Below are 19,315 nucleotides of genomic sequence, written 5' to 3'. Positions count from 1 at the left end.
GAACAGGGCGGGGTCGCTCAGCCGGCTTTGCGCTGTTGCCAGGCCGCCGGTGGCTCCCAGGTCTGCTGCCAGGATTCGAATTTATCTGCGGGCATGGGGCGGGCAATACCGAAACCCTGGGCGTTCAGGCAACCGAGTTCGATCAGGGTGGCGCCCTGGTCGGCGGTTTCCACGCCTTCGGCAATGACATCAAAACTGAATGCTTTGGCCAGCCCGATAATGCCCTTGATGATGGCCAGGTTGCCTTTGTCGTCCTCGTCCATTCCCCGGACAAAGGTCTGGTCGATTTTCAGGGTGTCCGCCGGTAGGCGTTTGAGGTAATCCAGCGCGGCAAAGCCGGTGCCGAAATCATCCAGCGATACGCTGACGCCCAGCTTCCGGCAGGCTTTGATGACCCTTGCGGCCCGGTCAATGTCGTTGATGGCGGTGCTTTCGAGAATCTCCAGTTCCAGATTAGCCGGATTCACTTCCGGATGGTTGCGGAGATGCCGGCGCAGCGAAGGCACAAAATTCGGCTCCAGCAAATGCACTGCGTTGATGTTTACGCTGATGCCGGCGCTCAGGCCCCGGGCCTGCCAGGTCTCCATCTGAGAGATGGCGGTTTCCAGTACCCAGTTGCCGATGTCGATGGAAATTCTGTGCTGCTCCACCTGGGGCAGAAACTCGCCCGGCGGCACCATGCCACGTTCCGGATCATGCCAGCGCAACAGTGACTCTACCCCCAGCAACTCGCCGGTGACCATGTTCACCTTTGGCTGGTAATGCAGGCACAGTTCGTTCTCGGTCATGGCTTTTTGCAGGCGTTCCAGCAACTGGGAGAAGGCGCTCTTGTCGCGGCCGTGTTCCGGATCAAACCAGCTCAGGCGTGCCCGGCCATTGTGTTTGGCCTGGTGCAGGGCCTCTGTAGCGTGGCGGATCAGGGTGTCGGCGTCGGCCTGGTCGTCGGGGAAGGCGGTGGCGCCGGCGCTGGCGGTCAGGGCCACGGTGGCGTTGTCCAGCTCAAACGGTTGCGCCAGTTCCTGCTGCAGGCGTTCAAGCAGCTGCTGGCCTTCGTTCCGGTTTTCCAGTTGTTCGATCACCAACAGCAGCTCATCGCCGCCGATGCGGGCCAGGGTGTCGCATTCCCGAATGGAGTCCTGCAGACGATGGGCAACGCGTTCAATCAGGGTGTCGCCCGTGGCGTGGCCGTATTGGTCGTTTACCAGGCTGAAGTGGTCCAGGTCGAAGGCTGCTATGACAATCTGGTTGTCGGTGCGTTTGGCCAGGGTGATGGCGTGTTCCAGCCGGTCGCGCAGCAGGATCTGGTTGGGCAGGCCGGTGAGTGGGTCATGGTAGGCACGGTGCTCCAGCTCCTGCTGGTGTGCCACGGCACGGTCGGTGATGTCCGAGGAAATGGACACGTAGTTTTCCACGCTGCCATGGCGGTTGCGTATGGCGTTGATGGTGGTTAGTTCGGCAAAAAACTCGCCATTTTTTCGACGGTTCCATATCTCGCCCTGCCAGGTGCCCGTGCTTTTCAGCGTTTGCCACATCTGCTTGTAGAATTCCGGCGTTTGCCGGCCGGACTGCAACATGTTGGGGTTGCGACCGATCACTTCCGGCCGGGTGTAACCAGTGTTGCTGGTGAAGGCCTCGTTCACCTCAATGATCCGCGCGCGGTTGTCGGTCACGGTGATGCGGTCGTGGGTGTGCTCGAATACCGCTTTGGACAACAGAAAGCGCAGCTGCGTTTGCTGGAAAATCATCACGGCAAACGTCAGGCAGGCCAGCAGCGTCAGTGGCGAGATGATCACGTAACGCCAGAGTTCCTGCCGGGTTTTGGCGAGCAGTCCGTCAATGTCGGTCTGGATGCCGACGACCAAGCGTTCCTCAATATCAAAAACGCCCTGCATGCGGTCGGTTTGCCAGTCGAACCATTGCTGCGGCGTGACCTGTCCGAGCAGGGATTGGGTATTACTTTCGCCCAGCAGGCTGTCACGAAATTCAGTGGCCGGTGAGTTCAGGGAGAGTTCCGGGTATCTGGCATCCTGCCCGGCCTGGCTCAGGTAGCCGTTAACGGCGTTGAGTTGTTGCCCGGCGAGCATGGCCAGTTGCCGCTGCTGGCTTTCACTCAGTTCACCGTTGATCAGTGCCCGGCCTATCAGCAACCGTTCCTGGCCCAGCAGTTCCTTCAGACGATTCAGCACAAAGTAGGCGTTGAGCTGACGACCAATCTGGTTGTGCTCGGTCATCGCGGGCAACTGGCCGATCAGCTCGTTGAAGTGGCTGATGTGGTCAGTGAACCAGGCTTCGGTGGTGTCCGGGGTCGTCGCCCGGGAATCAATGTTTTCGCGGATATTGGCCAGGCCGCTCAGAGAGTGGCTGAGGGTGCGCATGTCGGCGAGATAGCTGGAGCTGGCGCCCCGGGGCATGGGTGTGCTCAGGGCAACGCCCAGGGACGTGCGATGGCTGTCGGTTATCTGCCGGGCGTTATCCAGTTGCCGGCGCAGGGCGTGGGCGTTCTCGTTTTCCAGCAGCATGGTGCTGAGGCCACGTTCCCGTTGCAGCTGGTTGATCAGGTTGCCGGCCTCGATGGCCAGAACGGAGTGTCGCTCCAGTTTTTCCAAACTGTGAGTGGCCTCGTAACGATCGCCGGCATTGAAGAAGGTCATCCACGCCACGGCGATGACCAGTGGCGTGAATGCCAGCATGAAGCGGACCGACAGGGGTAGCCGGTCGAACTCTCTGAGTGCTTTGGTGAGCCAGGGCGTCGTGTCGTTCAATCTCGGTTATCCGGCCTCAAGTTTCTTTGACTTTAAATTCGTTAGCCAGATCCTGTAGCTCTCGAGCAAGACGCGCCTGCTCTTGGGTAACTTCCGTGATCTCCTGCGACCCGGTCAGGGACAGGATAGCAACTTCACTGACAGACTCCATGCTGACGGCCAACTCCCGGGTGACCGCCACCTGTTCTTCCGAGGCGGTGGCAATCTGGGTGGCCATATCGGAAATCCGGTTCACGTCAGTGAGGATTTCCGAGAAGGTTCTTTCCATTTCCGAGGCCTGCTCGCTGGCTTCATTGGCCAGCTTGTGGCTGGCAATGATCGAACGGCTGGCATTGTCGGTGATGTCCTTGAACCCGTTAATAATGTCCTCAATCTGGGTGGTGGACTCGTGAGTCTGCTGCGCCAGTGTGCGCACTTCGTCAGCCACCACGGCAAAGCCTCGACCGTGTTCGCCGGCCCGCGCCGCCTCGATAGCGGCGTTCAATGCCAGCAGGTTGGTCTGGTCCGCCACCTTGCGGATGACGTCCACCACATCGCTGATGGTGCCGCTGCGTTTCTCCAGTTCTTCAATGACCTGGTTAACTTCCTGCACGGACTTCGCCAGCGACCGGATCTGCGAAACGTTGGAGTGTAACACGCGCTCGCCGGTTTCGCTCTTTTCCATGGCGCGGTTGGATGCGTCGGCCACTTCCTGGGTGTTCTGGGAAATCTCCTCTGAGGTAGACGACATTTCCTCGGTGGCCGCCGCCACCTGTTCGATCTGTTGCTGTTGTTTCTTCATCTGGCTGGCGTTCTGGTCGGCCGTGTTGCTGGTTTCCTCGGTGGCTGTGGCCAGCTGAACGCTGGATTTGTCAATTTGCAGCAGCGCTACGCTGAAGCGGGAGAACAGCTGGTTGATGGCTTCGGCAATGGTGCCGATCTCGTCCTTACTGGTGACCGGGATCTCGTGGCTCAGGTCTTTGTTGTCCATGGCCTCATGCAGATTGCTGCGCAGGGTGTGCACCTGGCGATGAATGGCATGAATGATCACCAGCATCAGGATAATCACCAGTGCCACGGCGGCGGCTGTAATAACCGAGACGGTAATCAGGCTGTTGCGGGCCGCAGCAACGGCTTGTGCAGACAGCTGGTCAACCTGTTCCAGCATGTCGGTGCGAATGTCGTTCATGGCATCAATTCGGTCGGTGGTCGCGGCGAACCAGTCAGTAGCCTCCAGCGCATACATGCCGGAAGGGCTGCTCAGAAGGGTTTCACGCTGTTCCGCTACGGCCTGATGTTCGGCGGAATCCGGGAAGGCCTCGATACGTTCACGCAGTGGGCTGTTGCTGGGCAGCGTGGCGGCAGCCGCGCGCTGGTACGCATCCTGGCGACCCGCCAGGGCGGTAACCTGGCCAACCGAAGGCAGGTCAAAATCACCGCTGCGTATCAGGCCGGCACCGGTGGCGCGCTCACGGCCGGACATCTCGGCGGCTTCGGCCAGGGCAAAATAGCCGTTGATCTGGCGGGTCAGCTCGGGATCGGTAGCCCGACGCACCAGCAGTGGTACCCGGTTGACGATTTCCATGATGAATCCGGTGTACTGGCTGGCCGAGCCGGCACCGCCAATATCCCGGTTGTCGATCTGCTGGCGCAGGGTCTTGAGCTCTTCAATATGGCGTTCGAAGGTATTGATGCTGCGGCGCACGGAGTCGTCGAAATCCGCACTTTCCAGCAGTTGGTTCAGACCATTCTGGTAACCCGTCAGGGCCCGGTTGCTTGCCTGCCGTTGTTTCTTCAAGGCATCGGCGGCGGAGTTGGCGTCACTGGAGCCGGCCTGGCTGGCCAGGAAAACAGCTGAGCGTCCCCGCTCCCGCTGCAGCTCTTCGGCCACCGGGTCACCCAGCTCGGCGAGCTTGACCATGTTCTGCAGTTGTCGGGTATTCGACAGTTCATTAACACTGCCCATGATGCTCTGGGCAGCAAACAGAACCAGTACGATCAGGGCGGGAAGCACCAGGATAGTCAGCTTGCCGCGCATTGAAAGGTTGTTGATGAAAGTCATGGTCGAGCCCCTTCGAATAATTGCTCCGACGATTATGGGTGAGTGTAGCTAAATGAGATATCGACGTGTTGGGGTAAATATTTAGGTAGCTTGTTGTTCGTAACGTTTTGTAAGTGTTTGTTAGGTCTATGATTTTAAAAGATTAAAGTATGGCTAAGGGGTAGTGCGTAGAGTACCTCTTTATGGGTACCCCGGGATTGTTCGTTTGTTCTGACAAAGGTCAAGGTGGCCATGGCCGTGACCGCCTAAGGTGATCCGGTCTGTTTTACCGGAGAGCGTCATGGAACTTGTGTGCCCGGCGGGTAGTCTGCCCGCCCTGAAAAAAGCCATCGACCACGGAGCCGATGCGGTGTACATCGGTTTCAGGGACAGCACCAATGCCCGCCAGTTTGCCGGCCTGAATTTCAATGATAAACGCGCCAGTGAAGGTATTGATTATGCCCACGCCCGCGGAAAGCGGGTGTTCTGCGCCATCAACACCTATCCCCAGCCCGATGGCTGGCAACAATGGAAAGCCGCTGTGGACCGGGCAGCCGGTCTGGGTGTGGATGCCATTATCCTGGCGGACATGGGATTGCTGGATTACGCCGCGAACAAGTACCCGCACATTCCGCGCCATTTGTCAGTGCAGGGTTCGGCCACCAGTCACGAGGCTCTTTCCTTCTACAAAGATAACTTCGATATCCGCCGTGCCGTGTTGCCCCGGGTATTGTCGCTGGACCAGGTGCGGGGCGTGGCCAAACACAGCCCGGTGGAGCTGGAAGTGTTTGCTTTCGGTAGCCTGTGCATCATGGCCGAAGGCCGGTGTTATCTCTCTTCTTATTTAACCGACGAATCCCCCAATACCCGTGGCGCCTGTTCGCCCGCCAAGGCCGTGCGCTGGCAGGAAACACCGGATGGCCTGGAATCACGCCTGAACGAGGTGCTGATTGACCGCTACGGACCGGGAGAGTCGGCCGGTTACCCCACCCTGTGCAAGGGGCGGTTTGAAGTGGAAGGCAGTGTTTACCACGCCATCGAGGAACCGGTGAGCCTGAACACTCTGGATTTGTTGCCGGAGCTTAAAGAGCTGGGCATCAGCGCGGTGAAAATTGAGGGCCGCCAACGCAGCCCCGCCTACATTGCCGACGTGGCGGGTACCTGGCGGCAGGCTCTGGACCGGGTGAGTGCCAACAGCCAGCATTTCTCCGTGGAGCCTGCCTGGAACCATACGCTGGCCGGGCTTTCCGAGGGCGGGCTGACCACCATCGGTGCCTATCATCGCAAATGGAAATAGGGTGTACCTTTTATGATGAAACTTTCCCTGGGTCCGATCCTCTGGTTCTGGAGCAAGCAGTCGGTTTTTGATTTCTACGGTCAGGCCGCGGAATGGCCGGTGGATACAATTTATCTGGGCGAAGTGGTGTGCTCCCGCCGCCGGGAACTGAAACCGGATGACTGGCTCGACCTTGCCCGGGACCTGAAAGCCTGTGGCAAGAACGTGGTGCTGTCCACTCTCACGCTGGTCGAGTCCGAAGCCGACCTGCGCCGGCTTCGCAAGTTCTGTGAGCAGGACGAGTTTCTGGTGGAGGCGAATGACCAGAGTGCGTTGCAGGTAGCCATTCGCAACAACCTGCCGTTCGTCACCGGCCCCTCCATGAATATCTATAACACCGCGACCCTGAAGATTCTGGCCAGACAGGGATTGCAGGGCTGGAACCTGCCGGTGGAGCTGGGTAAAGAGACACTGGCACAGCTGATCGCCGAGCTGGAGCAGGAGGGTCTGGACTTGCCGGCGGAAGTGTTCTCCTGGGGGTTCCTGCCCCTGGCCTGGTCGTCCCGCTGTTTTACCGCCCGCCATTACAACCTGCCCAAGGACAACTGCCAGTTCCGTTGCCTGGAGCACCCGGATGGCATGGAACTGCGTTCCCGGGAAAGCCAGGAACTGTTCCGGATTAACGGCATATCCACGCTGTCCGGCTCCCGCTATGACCTGATGAGGGAATTGCCGGATATGGAGCGTATGGGCGTTGGCACCGTGCGTCTGAGCCCGGAACACCAGGGCATGGCGGATGTGGTGAAACGTTTTGATCAGGTGCGCCGCGGAGAAATGCCCGATACCGACCCATTACAATTGGTGGAAGCGCCACCTTGTAACGGCTATTGGTACGGCAAGCCGGGAATGGACTTCCTTAAAGAAAGCGTCTGAAGGACGGCGATTCAAAAGAATTCCTGGTTGTCGCTTTAAGATCACAACTGAGGATAATCGATGAACAGGGTCGTCTCGTCTTCCTGTGTTTTGCCGGGTTGAATCGTGATCTGCCAGACACCCAGAAGAAGGTGATCTGGTTTTCCTGGGTGGGTGCACTGTTTCCGGCCTTGATTTCGTCATTCCTGGTGGCCCTGCTGTCGCTTTATCTGAACGGACCGGCAGACTGGCAAACCTTCGGCAATGCTTTTCTCTGGTGGTCCGTCTCACGCTTCACCTCCATTGCGCTGGTCGCCCCGGCCATATTGTTTCTTATTGAGCAATACGAATCCGAGAGCGGCTTCAGTGATGAATTCTGGGGTGGCCAATTCCCTTTGTTTGCTTTTGGTGCCGTTATGGCCGCGCTGGTGCTTTTCTCCGTGGCCAACCCGCGAGGGCCAGAATTACCCAGTTACAGCTACTTCTCTACCATCCTTCTGGTGGCCTCTGTGCGGTTTCCGCTTTACCAGAGTCTTCTTGTGCTGCTGCTTGTCGGGCTCGCCAGCTATACCGCTGACGCGATTGCCTCTTCAGGCGTGGAAGGTTTACGGGAGAGCAGTTCGATGCCATAAAACCCGTGTTCGATATTGAGGGCGCGCGGCTGCACGTGGGCGCGAGTGTCGGTGTCGCGGTGCTTTTTCTGGATGGAGATACGTTGGGTGAATTGATACAGGCGGCTGATACGGCAATGTATCAGGCAAAAAACGAAGGGCGCGGCAGAGTCAGCTTTTTCGCCAAATCCATGCAGGATAAAGTTCAATTCCGCGTCGCTCTGAAACCGGCATTGCAAAAGGCCATTAGCGAAGATGAGCTGTTCCTGTTGTACCAACCGAAAACCGAGTTTGCTGCGGATGGCCGCTTCCGGACTGTCGGGTATGAAGCCTTAGTCCGCTGGAACAAGCCGGAGACGGGGATGGTGTCTCCCGGTGAATTCATCCCGGCAGCGGAAGACAGCGGGCAAATTGTTGAGGTGGATCGTTGGGTCATCAAGGCAGCTGTTGCCCAGTTGGCGCAATGGTTAAAGGAGCCGCAGACACCGGTTTTACCCGTAGCGATCAACGTTTCGGCGGCGCTCTTCTCCCGGTCCGAATTTGTGGATGATCTGAGAGCTATTCTTGACGCCACCGGGGTGCCTTCCAGCCTGATAGAGCTTGAGATAACCGAGCATGCCGCAACCGTCCACATCGAAAACACCCTGAAGACGCTTCGAGAGCTGAGAGCCATGGGCTTCCGCCTGGCCATCGATGACTTTGGAACCGGGTATTCAAGTCTGTCCTATCTGAGAGAATTTCCCATAGACCATCTGAAAATTGATCTGAGCTTCGTTCGAGATGTCCATCTTGATCCCAAAAAACAGGGATTGGTGAAGGCGATCATCGCAATGGCCCATTCGCTGGAGTTGACCACAATCGCCGAGGGAGTGGAAAGCAGAGAAGAGCTTGAGCTTCTGGTTGCGAATGAGTGTGACGCCTTTCAGGGCTACTATTTCAGCAAGCCGATTCCCGCATCGGAGTGTGTCAAGCTGGATCTGCCTTCAGTAATGACCTGAGGCTGCCATCAGCCTCTTACCTTTTTGAAACTCCCGATATCCGGGAGTAGGCTGGAAATTCCAGTTATTATTCCGGAGTGTACCCATGGAAGTTCGCCTGAAAAGAGCCTACGACACCGCTGCCCGCTCCGACGGCCCGCGAGTATTGGTTGATCGTATCTGGCCCCGGGGGGTCTCTAAAGAAGATGCCGACATTGCCCATTGGCTGAAAGGACTGGCCCCGTCTACCGAACTGCGCAAATGGTTTGGCCACGAGCCGGGCAAGTGGCCGGAGTTCCGCGAGCGCTATCTGAAGGAACTCAAAGCCGACGAGGCCGAGGAAGACCTGAGTACACTCCGGCAGTTGCTTGATGACCACCAGCGGATAACGCTGGTATTTGCCGCGAAGGATACCGAACACAACAATGCCGTGGCCCTTCGGAGCTATATCCTGAACGGGCAGCTCTGAAGGCATTTCCTGTCCCGGGCATTGACCGTTTCCCTGTAACAAATCCTTACTGCTTTGCCCATAAACATGTATACAATATGAATGAAATTGAAAGGCTGGAGCATTGGTATGGGTTTTTGGTCATCCATCAAGCGCGCGAAGGTGCTGGAAGCGGAGCTGTCGGAACTGAACAAGGCATTTGCCGAAGTCAGTGAGCGAAACGGCGAGCTGGAGGCGGAGTTGGAGCAGGAGCGCCGGGCCCTGACGAAAACACGGGCAGAGCTTCAGCTCGGGCATCGATTGATGGCCGGTCTCGGTCAGTTCGGTTCCTCATTGACCGAACTCAAGGGGTCTTTCAGCGATTTGTCGCACTTGCTTGGCTCCCGTCGCAGCGAGGCCTTGAAGACCCGTGATGAATCCGGTCAGGTGCGGGATGGCATGGCAACGCTGGTTCAGCGTCTGGATGGTGCCCGTGAGAGGGCTGTGAGTTCAGCCGGGCAGATGGAAGCACTGGAGGCAGAAACCGGGAGTATCACGTCACTGGTGGATGTCATTGATGGTGTGTCTGACCAGACCTCATTGCTTGCCCTGAACGCCAGTATTGAAGCGGCGAGGGCCGGCGAGCATGGTCGGGGGTTCAGCGTGGTGGCAACGGAGGTTCGTAACCTTGCGTTCAGGGCCGGCGAGGCCACCCGTGAAATCGATGAAGCCATCAACCGGATCCGCAGCCAGACCTCCGCGGTCTCCGGTGCCAGCAAGTCGAGCAGCGAAGAGATGCAAGCGCTTGCTGAAGAAGCCGGAGTCGCCCGGGACCGTTTGATGTCGCTGATTGGTCTTGCCGACAATTCGTCCACGGCCCTGGGTAACGCCGCCCTTCTGGCGGAAATTGAACTGGCGAATCTGGAAGAGCTCGAGATCAAGCTTACCGTGTATCAGATCCTGGCCGGTCTGTCAGACCGCAGTGCAGACAGCCTGCCAGCGGAGACCGAGTGCCGGCTTGGCCAGTGGTATTATCAGGGTGACGGAAATGAACACTACGCCGGGCGAATGGACTTCAAGGCGATAGAGGAGCCGCATCGGCTGGTGCACGTGTACGCCGTCGAAGCCGTGCAGGCACACCAGGACAACCGGCCCGAAGACGCCCTGAGAGCGTTGGAAGCCATGGAAGCCAATAATCTGGATGTGATGAGCCGATTGAGAAAGCTGGTTTCTGCGGAATCATCGTAAGGGGAGCACCCATCATTTCCGGCGCTGTTGGCTGTGGCGAAAGAGCAAGACCAGTTGCGTCGCACACAGTCCGTAAGCCGCCGACCAGCACGTGGCTGAGAGCCAGAGTGTTTCAGGATGCGCGAAGGGTGTGGTGCCAGCCTGCAGGCGCGCCAGTGCCGCCACCAGGATCAGGCCGGCAATGCCGAGCACCTGCCAGGTGGGAGGGAAGCTTCGCCTGGCACGCTGCCAGGCCAGGCGCAGCATGACGCTGATGGACAGTGTGCCGAGAGCACCGATGGTGATGACATGCAGCGCTGGAAGCGGGTTCCTGTCCTGCCACAGGTGCATGCCGGTCAGGCCTGCTCCCGCGGCAAGCCAGAGGTATCCGGTTGCCAGTACCAGCAAATCCGGCCGGTGGGCGCAGTGCCACAGTTTCCAGCGCAGAGTGCGGACCACTATCAGAGCGGACGCCAGCAGCAGAAGGGGAGTCGTCACCCGGTCGGGTATTGGTACCATGGTTAAAATCATGGCCAATGGCAGAATGACCAGCAGCGCACCCTCAATGCGTGGTTGCACCCGCGCTTCCAGATTGATGCCTTGTTTTTCCAGGGTGCCCGCCACTGCCGGGGCAATGATTCTGCCTCCCATAAACGTCATCAGCAGTAACAGGCCAATAATGGCAACCACCATAATCTGGCGTGTATCCGGCGCGGTAAAGGCGGAGCTGGCCCGGGCATAAGCCGTCAACCCGAACACCACGGATAACAGGCAAAGAACCAGGATCAGCGGGCCGGCGATTTTGTTGCGCCACTTTTTGGCGGCCTGAAACCTGGGAACGACGTATCGCGCAAGCAAAAGGGCGAAGGCCGGGCTCAATAGCTGAGAGGCCAGGTTATCCGGGGCCAGCAGCCAGCTCAGGCGGGCAAGCAGCCAGAGCAGGAACAGGGGCGCAAGAATACGCCAGGGCTGGGGACCCAGGGTATACCCCGCGATAAGGGCGAGGGCAAAGCCGAAAATCAGCTCATGGCCATGGCCGGCGCCCAGAAGCCCGGGAGGCCAGCCGGAACCTGACAGTACCGCATGAATGGAAAGCGGCACAGCCAGAGCGGCCCACACCGACGCGGCAGGGAAAAACAGCCAGAATGCGTGAAACGGTTTGGTCTTGCCGGACGCCATTGTGTGCTGTGTCAAAGGTTAACGTTTCTCGACAACCAGTGGCAGGTGATGAAAGCCACCGGCCGGGAACAAGGCCCGTTCAGGCTTTGAGTGATCGGCTGCCGTGACCCTGGTTACCGCTGCCAGCCACTCCTCCATCAGAATTCTTAATTCCATTCTGGCCAGGGGAGCGCCCGGGCAAACATGGATGCCTGCGCCGTAAAGCAGGTTGTTCTGGTGGTTCCTTGCCGGACAGAAGGCGTCCGGGTCACCGAATACCCGTTCGTCCCGGTTGGCCGAGGCCCACAGAATCGTGATTTTCTCGCCGGCCGGAATGGTGCGCCCGCCAAGCTCGACCGGCCTGGTTGTAACGCGGCGGTTGGACATTAATGGCGCGTCCATCCTCAGGATTTCATCAATTGCCTCCGGCAGTTCCAAAGGGTTCCGGGCCAGTTGCCGGTGCAGTTCCGGATGGCTGGCCAGGTAATTCAACAGAATGGACACACAGGCACTGATGGTGCCCAGCTCGCCTACCGTCCAGTTGCGCAGCAGGCTGATCAGCTCTTCGTCGGTCATTCGACGTCCGTTAACGGTTTCTTCCATAAGCAGGCTGGTGTTGTCTTTGGCAGCCTCAGCGCCTGCGTTCCGGCGAACCTCGAGCAACTGCCGGATATAGCCATCAAATTGCTCGGCAATAAAGGCCATGGCCTCCCTGTCGCCGGACAGTGTGGCCCGATGGTTGGCCTTGACCCACTGGTTCAGTGGCGCCTGCAGGGATTCCGGCCAGCCCATGAAGGCGCACTGGATTTGCAGCGCGAATGGCTGGCTGAGCGCATCCACCGCATCAAACGGTTCGTTGGTCTGGAGTTTTTTGACCAGCTTACGGGCGATGCTCCGGCAAGTGGGTTCAAACCTGGCCATGGCCTGGTCGGAAAAGTAGGGTTCAATCACCTTCCGGTAGGGCGTGTGGATTGGCGGATCCATGCCGTTGGGCACCGACAGGTGACTGGACACCACGTTGCTGAACGTGTCGTGGTCATTCAGAACGGTCATTACGTCTGCGTGGCGGAAGACGGTCCAGTGCTGGTACTCGCTCCAGGCCACCGGGCAGCTTTCGCGCATCTGGTCGTAGGTGGCCAGTTGGTTGTTCAGTGCCTCTTCTGAGCGGGGTTGCCAATCGGGGGTGCGGTCAACTTCCGGCATGCCATGGCCTCCTCTGTGCTGTTTGAATCAGCATCATAACGGCTTTGCCCATTCTCATCCTGAAGATCGGTCAAGTTCCGCTGGCGTCAATGATTTGAATTGTGGGTTATGCTATATAATGTTTAGGCATAACTAAATTTCTATCTGGAGGTGCGGTATGACTGTCAACGAAGGCCTTCGCCTGATAGCCGGCGTGTTTACGCTGATTTCCATCCTGCTGGCCCACTATGTGAGCCCCTACTGGCTTTTGTTCACCGGCTTTATTGCCCTGAATCTGATCCAGTCTGCCTTCACCAAATGGTGTCCGGCGATGGTGATCCTCAAAAAGATGGGGTTCAAAGAGGAGCGGCCGGTTAGCTGAGCCCCTGTTAGCCGGCGTGGAACAGTAGTTGTTTCAGGCTGATATCCCACTCCAGGCTGTCCAGCAGGTTCTTCAGGGCAAGGCCCAGTTCGGTGTCGCCTTCAATGACCAGGCGGCGCTGAAAAAACAGCTGGTCCGGGTCCTGTTTGCGTTCGGCCAGGGTTTTGAAGGCCGCCAGTGAGCCCCGGATGGTGGCTTCGCCGGGGCCTGTCAGCACGCGCAGCCTGTTGTTCTGAAAACCCAGTGTCAGGCCCGGATGACCACCGGTGACTTCCAGGCGAATGCGGCGGTCTTCGAAGTCATCAAAATCGCCGTCGGCAATGGCTTCCTGAAACAGCCGGTTCAGCGACGGCTCCACGGCCCGGCGTTTGATGGCCAGTGGCAGGCGCCGGTCGATGCCGCCCAGCAATGGCAGGGGCGAGGGCAGGTACTCGCCGAGCAGGGCAATGGACTGATCAAGCAGGCCGCCGGATGAAGGGGCGGACAACTCGGGCATACGGGGCAGTGTGCGGGGCAAAGACAGCGGCATGGCAATCTCCGGACATGGGGTGTTGTGCCCAGAGTATCGAAAATTGGCGACAACCGGTTTGATATAACTCAGTTGCCGCCTTGCTGGCTTCAGGCCCGGTGAAAGCCTTCCTCCACTGCCCAGACAGCTACTTCCACCCGGGAGCGCAGGTTCAGTTTCTTCAGCAGGTGTTTGACGTGCACTTTCACGGTGCCATCGCTGATGTCGAGTTTGCGGCCGATCATCTTGTTCGACAGACCCTCGGCAATCAGTCGAAGAATGTCCTTCTCCCGCGGGGTCAGGCTGTCGAAATCCGGGCGTGAGGCCTGCCGGGGTTTGTTGGAGCGAAGGGCTTCGGCCAGCAGGGTTGTCAGGCGGTCACTGATCACCATTTTGCCTGTGGCGGCCTGGTGCAGCTGGGCGATCATGTCTTCCGGCTCCATGTCCTTGAGCAGGTAGCCATCGGCACCGGCGCGCAGGGCCGCAACCACGTCTTCTTCCTGATCCGAGACGGTGAACATGACAATGCGCGAACTGATGTTGCGCTCGCGCAGGGCACGAAGCGCCTGGATACCATCCATTTCTGGCATGTTCAGGTCCATCAGGATCAGGTCGGGTTCCAGCTCCTCGGCCATCCGGATACCATCGGCGGCATTGCTGGCTTCGCCGGCAATCATCATGTCATCTTCCATGTTCACCAGTTGTTTGATGCCCTGGCGCAACATCGGGTGGTCATCAATCAACAGGATAGTCGCGGGTGTTTCTGCCATGTGGTCTCTCTTCGGTGTTGCTGGCGCTAAGCGGTGGTTGTGTCGGTGGAAATCAGGTTCCGGCTCTTGGGAACGAAGGATAGCGTGACTGCCACGCCGCCTTCATCCCGGTTTTGTACTTGTACCTGACCGCCGAGGGTGCGGGCCCGGTCCTGCATGATCACCATGCCATAGTGATTCACCGGTTGCCCGGTGCCTGGCAGCCCTTTGCCATCGTCCTGTATCCGTACTTTCACGGCGGGGGTTTCAAACAGAACGGCCACGCTGATTTCTTTCGCTTCGGCATGCTTGACCGCATTGGCCAGGGCCTCGCGGATGATCTGCAGGGTGTGAATTTCTTCATTGGGCGAGAGGGTTTGCGGCGGCAGGTTGTAGTCCAGAGCCACCGGGTGCCCGAGCCTCTCGGTAAATTCATCAATGGTTTTGCGCAGGGCGGTGAGCAGGTCCGGCGTGTCCAGCTTCAGGCGGAACGTGGCCAACAGCTCCCGCAGTTGGCGGTAGGCGCTGTTCAGGCCGGTGCTGAGCTCATCGAGGATGTCGTCGTGCATGGCTTTCTGGTCGCCTTCAATGTTCAGGCGCCGCATGCGGGCCACCTGCATTTTCAGGTAGGAAAGCGACTGTGCCAGGGAGTCGTGCAGCTCACGGGCAATCACCGTGCGTTCTTCGGCCAGGGTTTGTTGCTGCTCTTCGGTGATCTGTTTTTCCAGGTAAATCGCGGTGGCCAGTTGGTCGCTCAGGGTTTCCAGCAGGCGGCGGGCGGTGGCCGGTAAACCCTGTTCTGCGGGGTACCAGACTTCCAGGGTGCCGAGAATCTGCCCTGGTGTGCGTATGGGCAGCAGCAGTCGGCGCCCATCATTGCCGGGTAGGGGGAGTTCGTCCAGCTGTTCGGGGGTGACCAGGCAGGCCGTGCAATGGTGATCCCTGCAGTAAAAGGGCCGCTCATCGGTTGCCGTGGTCACCGCTTCAACCGGTTGCTCCGACTCCTTGTCGTGCAGGTACAGGCGAATGGGCCCAATGCCTAGCAGGCGTTCAAGTTCCTGCAGCATGGGGATCGACCCGCCGCACAAATCATGGTTGGCAAACAGGTTGCGGCTGGCCGAATGCATGACCTGCAAGGCGGAATGGCTGACTTCCAGTTCCCGGGTTTTTTCCCTCGCCTGGCTCTCAAGCTGTTGGTAGGTTTGTGCCAGCTGGTCGGTCATCTGGTCAAAGGCGTTGCCCAGGCGTGCCAGTTCGTCGCTACCCTTGAGCTTTGCCTTGTGGGAGAAGTCTTTTTCACCCACGGCGCCGGCGATATAAACCAGTTTGCGCAGTGGTTTGATGACCCGGTTCCGGAGATCAACAAACAGGGCGCTAACGATCAGTACCGAGAACACCATGCTGCTGATCTGGATCAGGTGCAGCAGGTCAATGCGTGCCTCTGTGCGGTGTTCGAGCATGGTGACGAGTGAGTTCACTTCACCGATGTAGTGCTCGGCTGCAGCCATCATTTCACGGGTCACCGGGGTGCCTGCCTGGTGAAACTCAATGGCCGGTTTGAGCAGAGATTGCCAGGTTTGCCGGACTTGCTGGTATTGACGGGCCAGAGGGTGGTCTTCGGTGCGGGGGATGGAGCCGGTGATCGCGTTGGACTCCAGTTTCTGGTTGTAATCCTGTATCAGCTTCTGAACCTCGTCATTGCCCCGAGTTTCCCTGGCTGCCGAGCGCGAGACCAGCTCAAACGCTCCGAGGCGCAGAGCGCCCGCCTTGTTGATGGCCGTGGCATTGCCCTCGATGCTTGTGGAAACCGCCAGGGTACTGGCCATGCCGACCAGAGCGGTCAGCAGTATGGCGCCGATTACAACGGCGACCCTGTTTACCAGGGGGTGCTTTGAGGTCATAACAGCTTTAGCCTGAATACAGAGATGATGATTTGGCCCTTGCGCGCGAAAGTATGTCCGAAAACCTGTTGTTTTAGTACCTCTTTCAGGATAGTCAATTACCCCCATGGTTGGTAACCCGTTATAGCTTTTGACCGGGATTGTTGTGACATCTGACAATGTTCGCTGGTTTTTTACGCTGGGGGCTCGCTTTGCAAAGTCTGGCAGACGATGATGACAAACTGGCATCGCTGGCGGTGGTCTTGCCGTTGGCGGTGATCGGCTTTGTCATTGCGGCAGGCTGTTGGACGCTGTTTGCGGTAGCCGGTGTTCATATGCGTGAGGGACTGGAGCTGAACAGCATCCAGTTTGGGCTGTTGTTGTCGGTGCCCATGTTGTCCAGCGCGCTCATGGCCATGCCGGCCGGGCTGGCTGCACACCGTTACGGCGCCCGCCGCGTAATGCTCTGGTGTCTGGTCGGGCTGGCCCTGTGTATGGCGCTGCTGCTGGCCACCAGCAGTTATTATGGTTACCTGGTGGTGGCAACCGGGCTGGGGTTTGCCGGCGGATTTTACAGTGCCGGCCTGCAATTTGTGATCGCTCACTGTGATCGCCGTCATCTCGGGCTGGTTCTGGGGATTTTCGGAGCCGGGGTTACCGGCGCCGGCATTAGTTATTTTCTGGTGCCGGTGTTCCATGAGGCGTTCTCGTGGCAGGGCGTACCGATTGCCTATCTGATTGTTCTTTTGCTGCTGATTGCCTTGCTATTGCTACTGACTTCGCCGGAACCTAGGTCTGCGCAGCCGGTACACGAAACTTCCCGACTTCGTTTCTATTGTTTGCTGAAACAGGGCCACACTCTGCAAATGGCACTGCATTTTGGTCTTGTCGCCGGCAGTTTTTTTGCGCTGGCGGTGTGGCTGCCGGATTTTCTGTCATCCCAGTTTGAGTTGCAGCTGGAAACCGGCGCGGGCATGGCTCAGTGGTTCATCCTGCCGGGCGCGATCGCCCAGGTGGCGGGTGGCTGGTTGTCTGACCGAATCGGCAGTGGGCGGGTAACCAAGTGGGCGTTGGCGCTTTGTCTGGTGGCCTTGTTTGTTCTCTCGTACCCGCCCATGACCATGCTGATTCGGGGCATTGATTCGGTCATCGTGGTGAATTTCGCCTTGCCGTTGGTTCTCGCGGTGGCACTGGTTGTGGTGCTGGGGGTGGCCATGGGGTGTGTGATGGGTAGCACGCAGCGGAGCGTGATTCTGGAAAATCGTACCGATGCTGCGTTGTTCGCGGGCTTTTTGCTGGTGGTGGCCTGCTCGGTGGCATTTGTGTTGTCGTTGCTGTTCGGTGCCATCAACCAGTGGGTAGGCGTACGTACGGCGGTCTTCATGGTGTTGTTCGGCCTGTTCGGTGGCAGCTTGCTGCTGTTTGTCTGGCGCACCAGGGGGGAGGAGGTTAGCCAGAGGTGTGCCGGAGTGCCATAACGGGACACCAGGGCGGACATCTACCTCTACAGGGGGAGCGATTTTTGCTCAATTGCCTTCTACTATTCAATAACAAACATTATTAATGCATGAAATAAGAGGCCAAACCATGGTAATGACTCAAGCTGCGGACAGTCACTACGCCAAACCCCTTCTGGTGGCGGTTAATGAAGCGCTGGGCGATTACGATGACCTGGAGGCCCTGTGCGAGCACACCATGTTCCGGGCCATGGCTCCGGATGATGTTGCGGACCTGGTTGGGCAATCCCGCAGGCTGGTGCTGGGGCATCATCAACTGCTTTACCGACAGGACATGCCCGCCCACCATTTTTTCTTCGTGATTTCAGGACAGTTGCGGTTGTACCGGCTTGATTCCTCAGGTATTGACCGCACTCTGGACAGTATCGCACCGGGCGACTGTTTTGCCGAGGTGATGATTTATGCCGAGCCGGCCCGTTACGCGTGCTACGCCGAGGCGCTGAAATCCAGTGAGGTGTTGATGATCCCGATCAAGGCCTACCGGGATTTGCTGGACCGCAATCCCGAATACGCCCGGGCTGCGCTGAGTCATTACGCCAGCCGGGCGGTCAGCCGTTTCCATGATCTGGAAATCATGACCGTGCAAAATGCCCGGGAAAGGCTGGTCCGGTATCTGATTGATTTGTTGCCTGAAGGTTGTGACCGGGAGACGGAAGTGGAGCTGCCTCTACCGAAACGGCTGGTCGCCTCGCGCCTGGCGATGCAGCCGGAAACCTTCTCGCGCATCCTGGCTGACTTGAAAGCCAGCGGGCTGATCAGGGTGGACCGTTGTCGTCTGTTTATTCCCGAACCAAGCAAACTGCTGGATATTTGCCAGTAGGGTATGTGATTTTGCGTAACAAATAAGGGTAGAATGGTGCGTTATATGAGCAGTCACGAGGTGCAGGTCGTGGGTTTGTTCAGTCGCAAAACCGGTTACCAGGTTCTGGCGTATATATTTGCATTGTTGGCGTTGGCCGGCGTGGTTCTGCCGCTTTTGCCGACAACGCCCTTTGTTATAGTGGCGGCGTTTTTTGCCAGCAAAGGGTCGCCGGCGTTTGCCCGGTGGCTGGAGCAGCATCCGACATTCGGCCCCGCCATAGCGCATTGGCGGCACCGGAGAGCTATTTCTGCCAGGGCCAAGGGGCTGGCCTGTGTGATGATGGTTGTGAGCTGGGGCACCCTGGTGGTGCTGGGAAGCCCGGCGCTGGTGTTGACCATTTCGGGGCTGTTTTTGCTGGGGGTTGCCACGTATTTGTTGACGCGCCCGACCTGTTGACGTCTTCCGTTTTTGGAGCAGCACATGCACATCACCCGCTACACTGATTATTCCCTTCGGGTTCTGATCTATCTGGCCGCCGAGCCCGAGCGACTGGCGACCATCCAGGAAATTGCCGACAGCTACGATATTTCCAAGAATCACCTGATGAAGGTGGTGCACCAGTTGAACAAGAAAGGCTACATCGAGACTATTCGCGGCAAGAAAGGCGGTATGCGCCTGCACATGGCGCCTGAAGATATCAATATCGGTATCCTGGTCCGGGAAACAGAGCAGGACCTGAATATCGTCGAATGTTTCTCCTCAAAAAATGCCTGTAAGATCACCCCTGTTTGCGGTCTGAAAAGCATGTTCAATGAAGCCCTCAAGGCTTTTCTGGAAGTGCTGGACAAGTACACACTGGCGGATGTTATCCGCGGTCATCACCGCCCTCAGTTGTTGCGCCTGCTGCAGATCGCCTGAACGTGTC

General features: G+C 58.2%; 18 protein-coding genes. 11 read left to right on the top strand and 7 right to left on the bottom strand.

The genetic code is table 11. The features are described 5' to 3' along the window. Window positions 1-17 precede the first annotated feature (17 nt). Window positions 18-2,762 (bottom strand): EAL domain-containing protein, encoded by a 2,745-nt coding sequence (locus BMZ63_RS10180; RefSeq protein WP_091705185.1) that lies wholly within the window; start codon window positions 2,760-2,762, stop codon window positions 18-20. Between the two features lie 16 nt (window positions 2,763-2,778). Then, a complete protein-coding gene (locus tag BMZ63_RS10175; protein ID WP_091705182.1) occupies window positions 2,779-4,803 on the bottom strand; it encodes a methyl-accepting chemotaxis protein in 2,025 nt (674 codons plus the stop codon). Between the two features lie 280 nt (window positions 4,804-5,083). Here BMZ63_RS10175 and ubiU point away from each other — a divergent pair, with 280 nt between their 5' ends. The 6 genes from ubiU (at window position 5,084) to BMZ63_RS10145 (ending at window position 10,233) form a co-directional block, all read left to right on the top strand. Then, a complete protein-coding gene (gene ubiU / locus BMZ63_RS10170) occupies window positions 5,084-6,079 on the top strand; it encodes a ubiquinone anaerobic biosynthesis protein UbiU (protein ID WP_091705180.1) in 996 nt (331 codons plus the stop codon). Between the two features lie 12 nt (window positions 6,080-6,091). Further along, a complete protein-coding gene (locus BMZ63_RS10165) occupies window positions 6,092-6,991 on the top strand; it encodes a U32 family peptidase (RefSeq protein ID WP_091705177.1) in 900 nt (299 codons plus the stop codon). A gap of 98 nt (window positions 6,992-7,089) precedes the next feature. Further along, complete coding sequence (locus tag BMZ63_RS10160) at window positions 7,090-7,602, top strand: hypothetical protein (protein ID WP_091705174.1); 513 nt, start codon at window positions 7,090-7,092, stop codon at window positions 7,600-7,602. A 5-nt stretch (window positions 7,603-7,607) separates the two neighbouring features. Then, window positions 7,608-8,579, top strand: a complete 972-nt coding sequence (locus BMZ63_RS10155; RefSeq protein ID WP_091705172.1) for a putative bifunctional diguanylate cyclase/phosphodiesterase — start codon at window positions 7,608-7,610, stop codon at window positions 8,577-8,579. An 85-nt stretch (window positions 8,580-8,664) separates the two neighbouring features. After that, on the top strand, window positions 8,665-9,027 hold the full coding sequence (locus BMZ63_RS10150) for a DUF488 domain-containing protein (protein WP_091705170.1): 363 nt from the start codon (window positions 8,665-8,667) through the stop codon (window positions 9,025-9,027). A 108-nt stretch (window positions 9,028-9,135) separates the two neighbouring features. After that, window positions 9,136-10,233, top strand: coding sequence for a methyl-accepting chemotaxis protein (locus BMZ63_RS10145; RefSeq protein ID WP_177187062.1), 1,098 nt, complete (start codon window positions 9,136-9,138; stop codon window positions 10,231-10,233). Between the two features lie 12 nt (window positions 10,234-10,245). Here the strand turns inward: BMZ63_RS10145 and BMZ63_RS10140 are convergent, their stop codons facing one another. Both BMZ63_RS10140 and BMZ63_RS10135 read right to left on the bottom strand, forming a co-directional pair. Further along, entirely contained in the window at window positions 10,246-11,406 is a 1,161-nt protein-coding gene (locus BMZ63_RS10140; protein ID WP_227663623.1) for an NnrS family protein, read from the bottom strand. A gap of 3 nt (window positions 11,407-11,409) precedes the next feature. Further along, window positions 11,410-12,573, bottom strand: coding sequence for a cytochrome P450 (locus BMZ63_RS10135; RefSeq protein WP_091705164.1), 1,164 nt, complete (start codon window positions 12,571-12,573; stop codon window positions 11,410-11,412). Between the two features lie 157 nt (window positions 12,574-12,730). Between BMZ63_RS10135 and BMZ63_RS10130 the strand changes: the two genes are divergently transcribed. Next, window positions 12,731-12,934: a YgaP family membrane protein gene (locus BMZ63_RS10130; RefSeq protein ID WP_091705161.1), complete on the top strand. Its 204-nt coding sequence runs from the start codon at window positions 12,731-12,733 to the stop codon at window positions 12,932-12,934. A 7-nt stretch (window positions 12,935-12,941) separates the two neighbouring features. Here the strand turns inward: BMZ63_RS10130 and ubiT are convergent, their stop codons facing one another. The 3 genes from ubiT to BMZ63_RS10115 form a co-directional block, all read right to left on the bottom strand. Further along, window positions 12,942-13,463: a ubiquinone anaerobic biosynthesis accessory factor UbiT gene (gene ubiT / locus BMZ63_RS10125; RefSeq protein WP_091705159.1), complete on the bottom strand. Its 522-nt coding sequence runs from the start codon at window positions 13,461-13,463 to the stop codon at window positions 12,942-12,944. Window positions 13,464-13,552: 89 nt separating this feature from the next. Then, window positions 13,553-14,212, bottom strand: coding sequence for a two-component system response regulator NarL (gene narL, locus BMZ63_RS10120; RefSeq protein ID WP_091705156.1), 660 nt, complete (start codon window positions 14,210-14,212; stop codon window positions 13,553-13,555). Window positions 14,213-14,238: 26 nt separating this feature from the next. Further along, a complete protein-coding gene (locus BMZ63_RS10115) occupies window positions 14,239-16,092 on the bottom strand; it encodes a histidine kinase (protein ID WP_091705154.1) in 1,854 nt (617 codons plus the stop codon). Between the two features lie 191 nt (window positions 16,093-16,283). Here BMZ63_RS10115 and BMZ63_RS10110 point away from each other — a divergent pair, with 191 nt between their 5' ends. The 4 genes from BMZ63_RS10110 (at window position 16,284) to BMZ63_RS10095 (ending at window position 19,308) form a co-directional block, all read left to right on the top strand. Continuing rightward, window positions 16,284-17,549 (top strand): MFS transporter, encoded by a 1,266-nt coding sequence (locus tag BMZ63_RS10110; protein ID WP_091705152.1) that lies wholly within the window; start codon window positions 16,284-16,286, stop codon window positions 17,547-17,549. A gap of 109 nt (window positions 17,550-17,658) precedes the next feature. Further along, window positions 17,659-18,408 carry a Crp/Fnr family transcriptional regulator gene (locus BMZ63_RS10105; protein ID WP_091705149.1) on the top strand — a complete coding sequence of 250 codons (750 nt, stop codon included), beginning with the start codon at window positions 17,659-17,661 and terminating at the stop codon, window positions 18,406-18,408. A 45-nt stretch (window positions 18,409-18,453) separates the two neighbouring features. Beyond that, window positions 18,454-18,846: a YbaN family protein gene (locus BMZ63_RS10100; RefSeq protein WP_091705355.1), complete on the top strand. Its 393-nt coding sequence runs from the start codon at window positions 18,454-18,456 to the stop codon at window positions 18,844-18,846. A 24-nt stretch (window positions 18,847-18,870) separates the two neighbouring features. Continuing rightward, on the top strand, window positions 18,871-19,308 hold the full coding sequence (locus tag BMZ63_RS10095) for an RrF2 family transcriptional regulator (protein ID WP_091705146.1): 438 nt from the start codon (window positions 18,871-18,873) through the stop codon (window positions 19,306-19,308). Window positions 19,309-19,315 lie beyond the last annotated feature (7 nt).

The sequence above is a fragment of the Marinobacter persicus genome (genome assembly GCF_900114155.1).
Classification (GTDB): Bacteria; Pseudomonadota; Gammaproteobacteria; order Pseudomonadales; family Oleiphilaceae; genus Marinobacter; species Marinobacter persicus.
This window is presented reverse-complemented; position numbering and strand designations above follow the sequence as displayed.

Coding starts and splice junctions, on each gene's coding strand:
- BMZ63_RS10175 (WP_091705182.1), bottom strand. CDS start 4,803: ATGACTTTCATCAACAACCTTTCAATGCGCGGCAAGCTGACTATCCTG.
- ubiU (WP_091705180.1), top strand. CDS start 5,084: ATGGAACTTGTGTGCCCGGCGGGTAGTCTGCCCGCCCTGAAAAAAGCC.
- BMZ63_RS10165 (WP_091705177.1), top strand. CDS start 6,092: ATGATGAAACTTTCCCTGGGTCCGATCCTCTGGTTCTGGAGCAAGCAG.
- BMZ63_RS10150 (WP_091705170.1), top strand. CDS start 8,665: ATGGAAGTTCGCCTGAAAAGAGCCTACGACACCGCTGCCCGCTCCGAC.
- BMZ63_RS10145 (WP_177187062.1), top strand. CDS start 9,136: ATGGGTTTTTGGTCATCCATCAAGCGCGCGAAGGTGCTGGAAGCGGAG.
- BMZ63_RS10135 (WP_091705164.1), bottom strand. CDS start 12,573: ATGCCGGAAGTTGACCGCACCCCCGATTGGCAACCCCGCTCAGAAGAG.
- BMZ63_RS10130 (WP_091705161.1), top strand. CDS start 12,731: ATGACTGTCAACGAAGGCCTTCGCCTGATAGCCGGCGTGTTTACGCTG.
- ubiT (WP_091705159.1), bottom strand. CDS start 13,463: ATGCCGCTGTCTTTGCCCCGCACACTGCCCCGTATGCCCGAGTTGTCC.
- narL (WP_091705156.1), bottom strand. CDS start 14,212: ATGGCAGAAACACCCGCGACTATCCTGTTGATTGATGACCACCCGATG.
- BMZ63_RS10115 (WP_091705154.1), bottom strand. CDS start 16,092: ATGACCTCAAAGCACCCCCTGGTAAACAGGGTCGCCGTTGTAATCGGC.
- BMZ63_RS10105 (WP_091705149.1), top strand. CDS start 17,659: ATGGTAATGACTCAAGCTGCGGACAGTCACTACGCCAAACCCCTTCTG.
- BMZ63_RS10100 (WP_091705355.1), top strand. CDS start 18,454: ATGAGCAGTCACGAGGTGCAGGTCGTGGGTTTGTTCAGTCGCAAAACC.
- BMZ63_RS10095 (WP_091705146.1), top strand. CDS start 18,871: ATGCACATCACCCGCTACACTGATTATTCCCTTCGGGTTCTGATCTAT.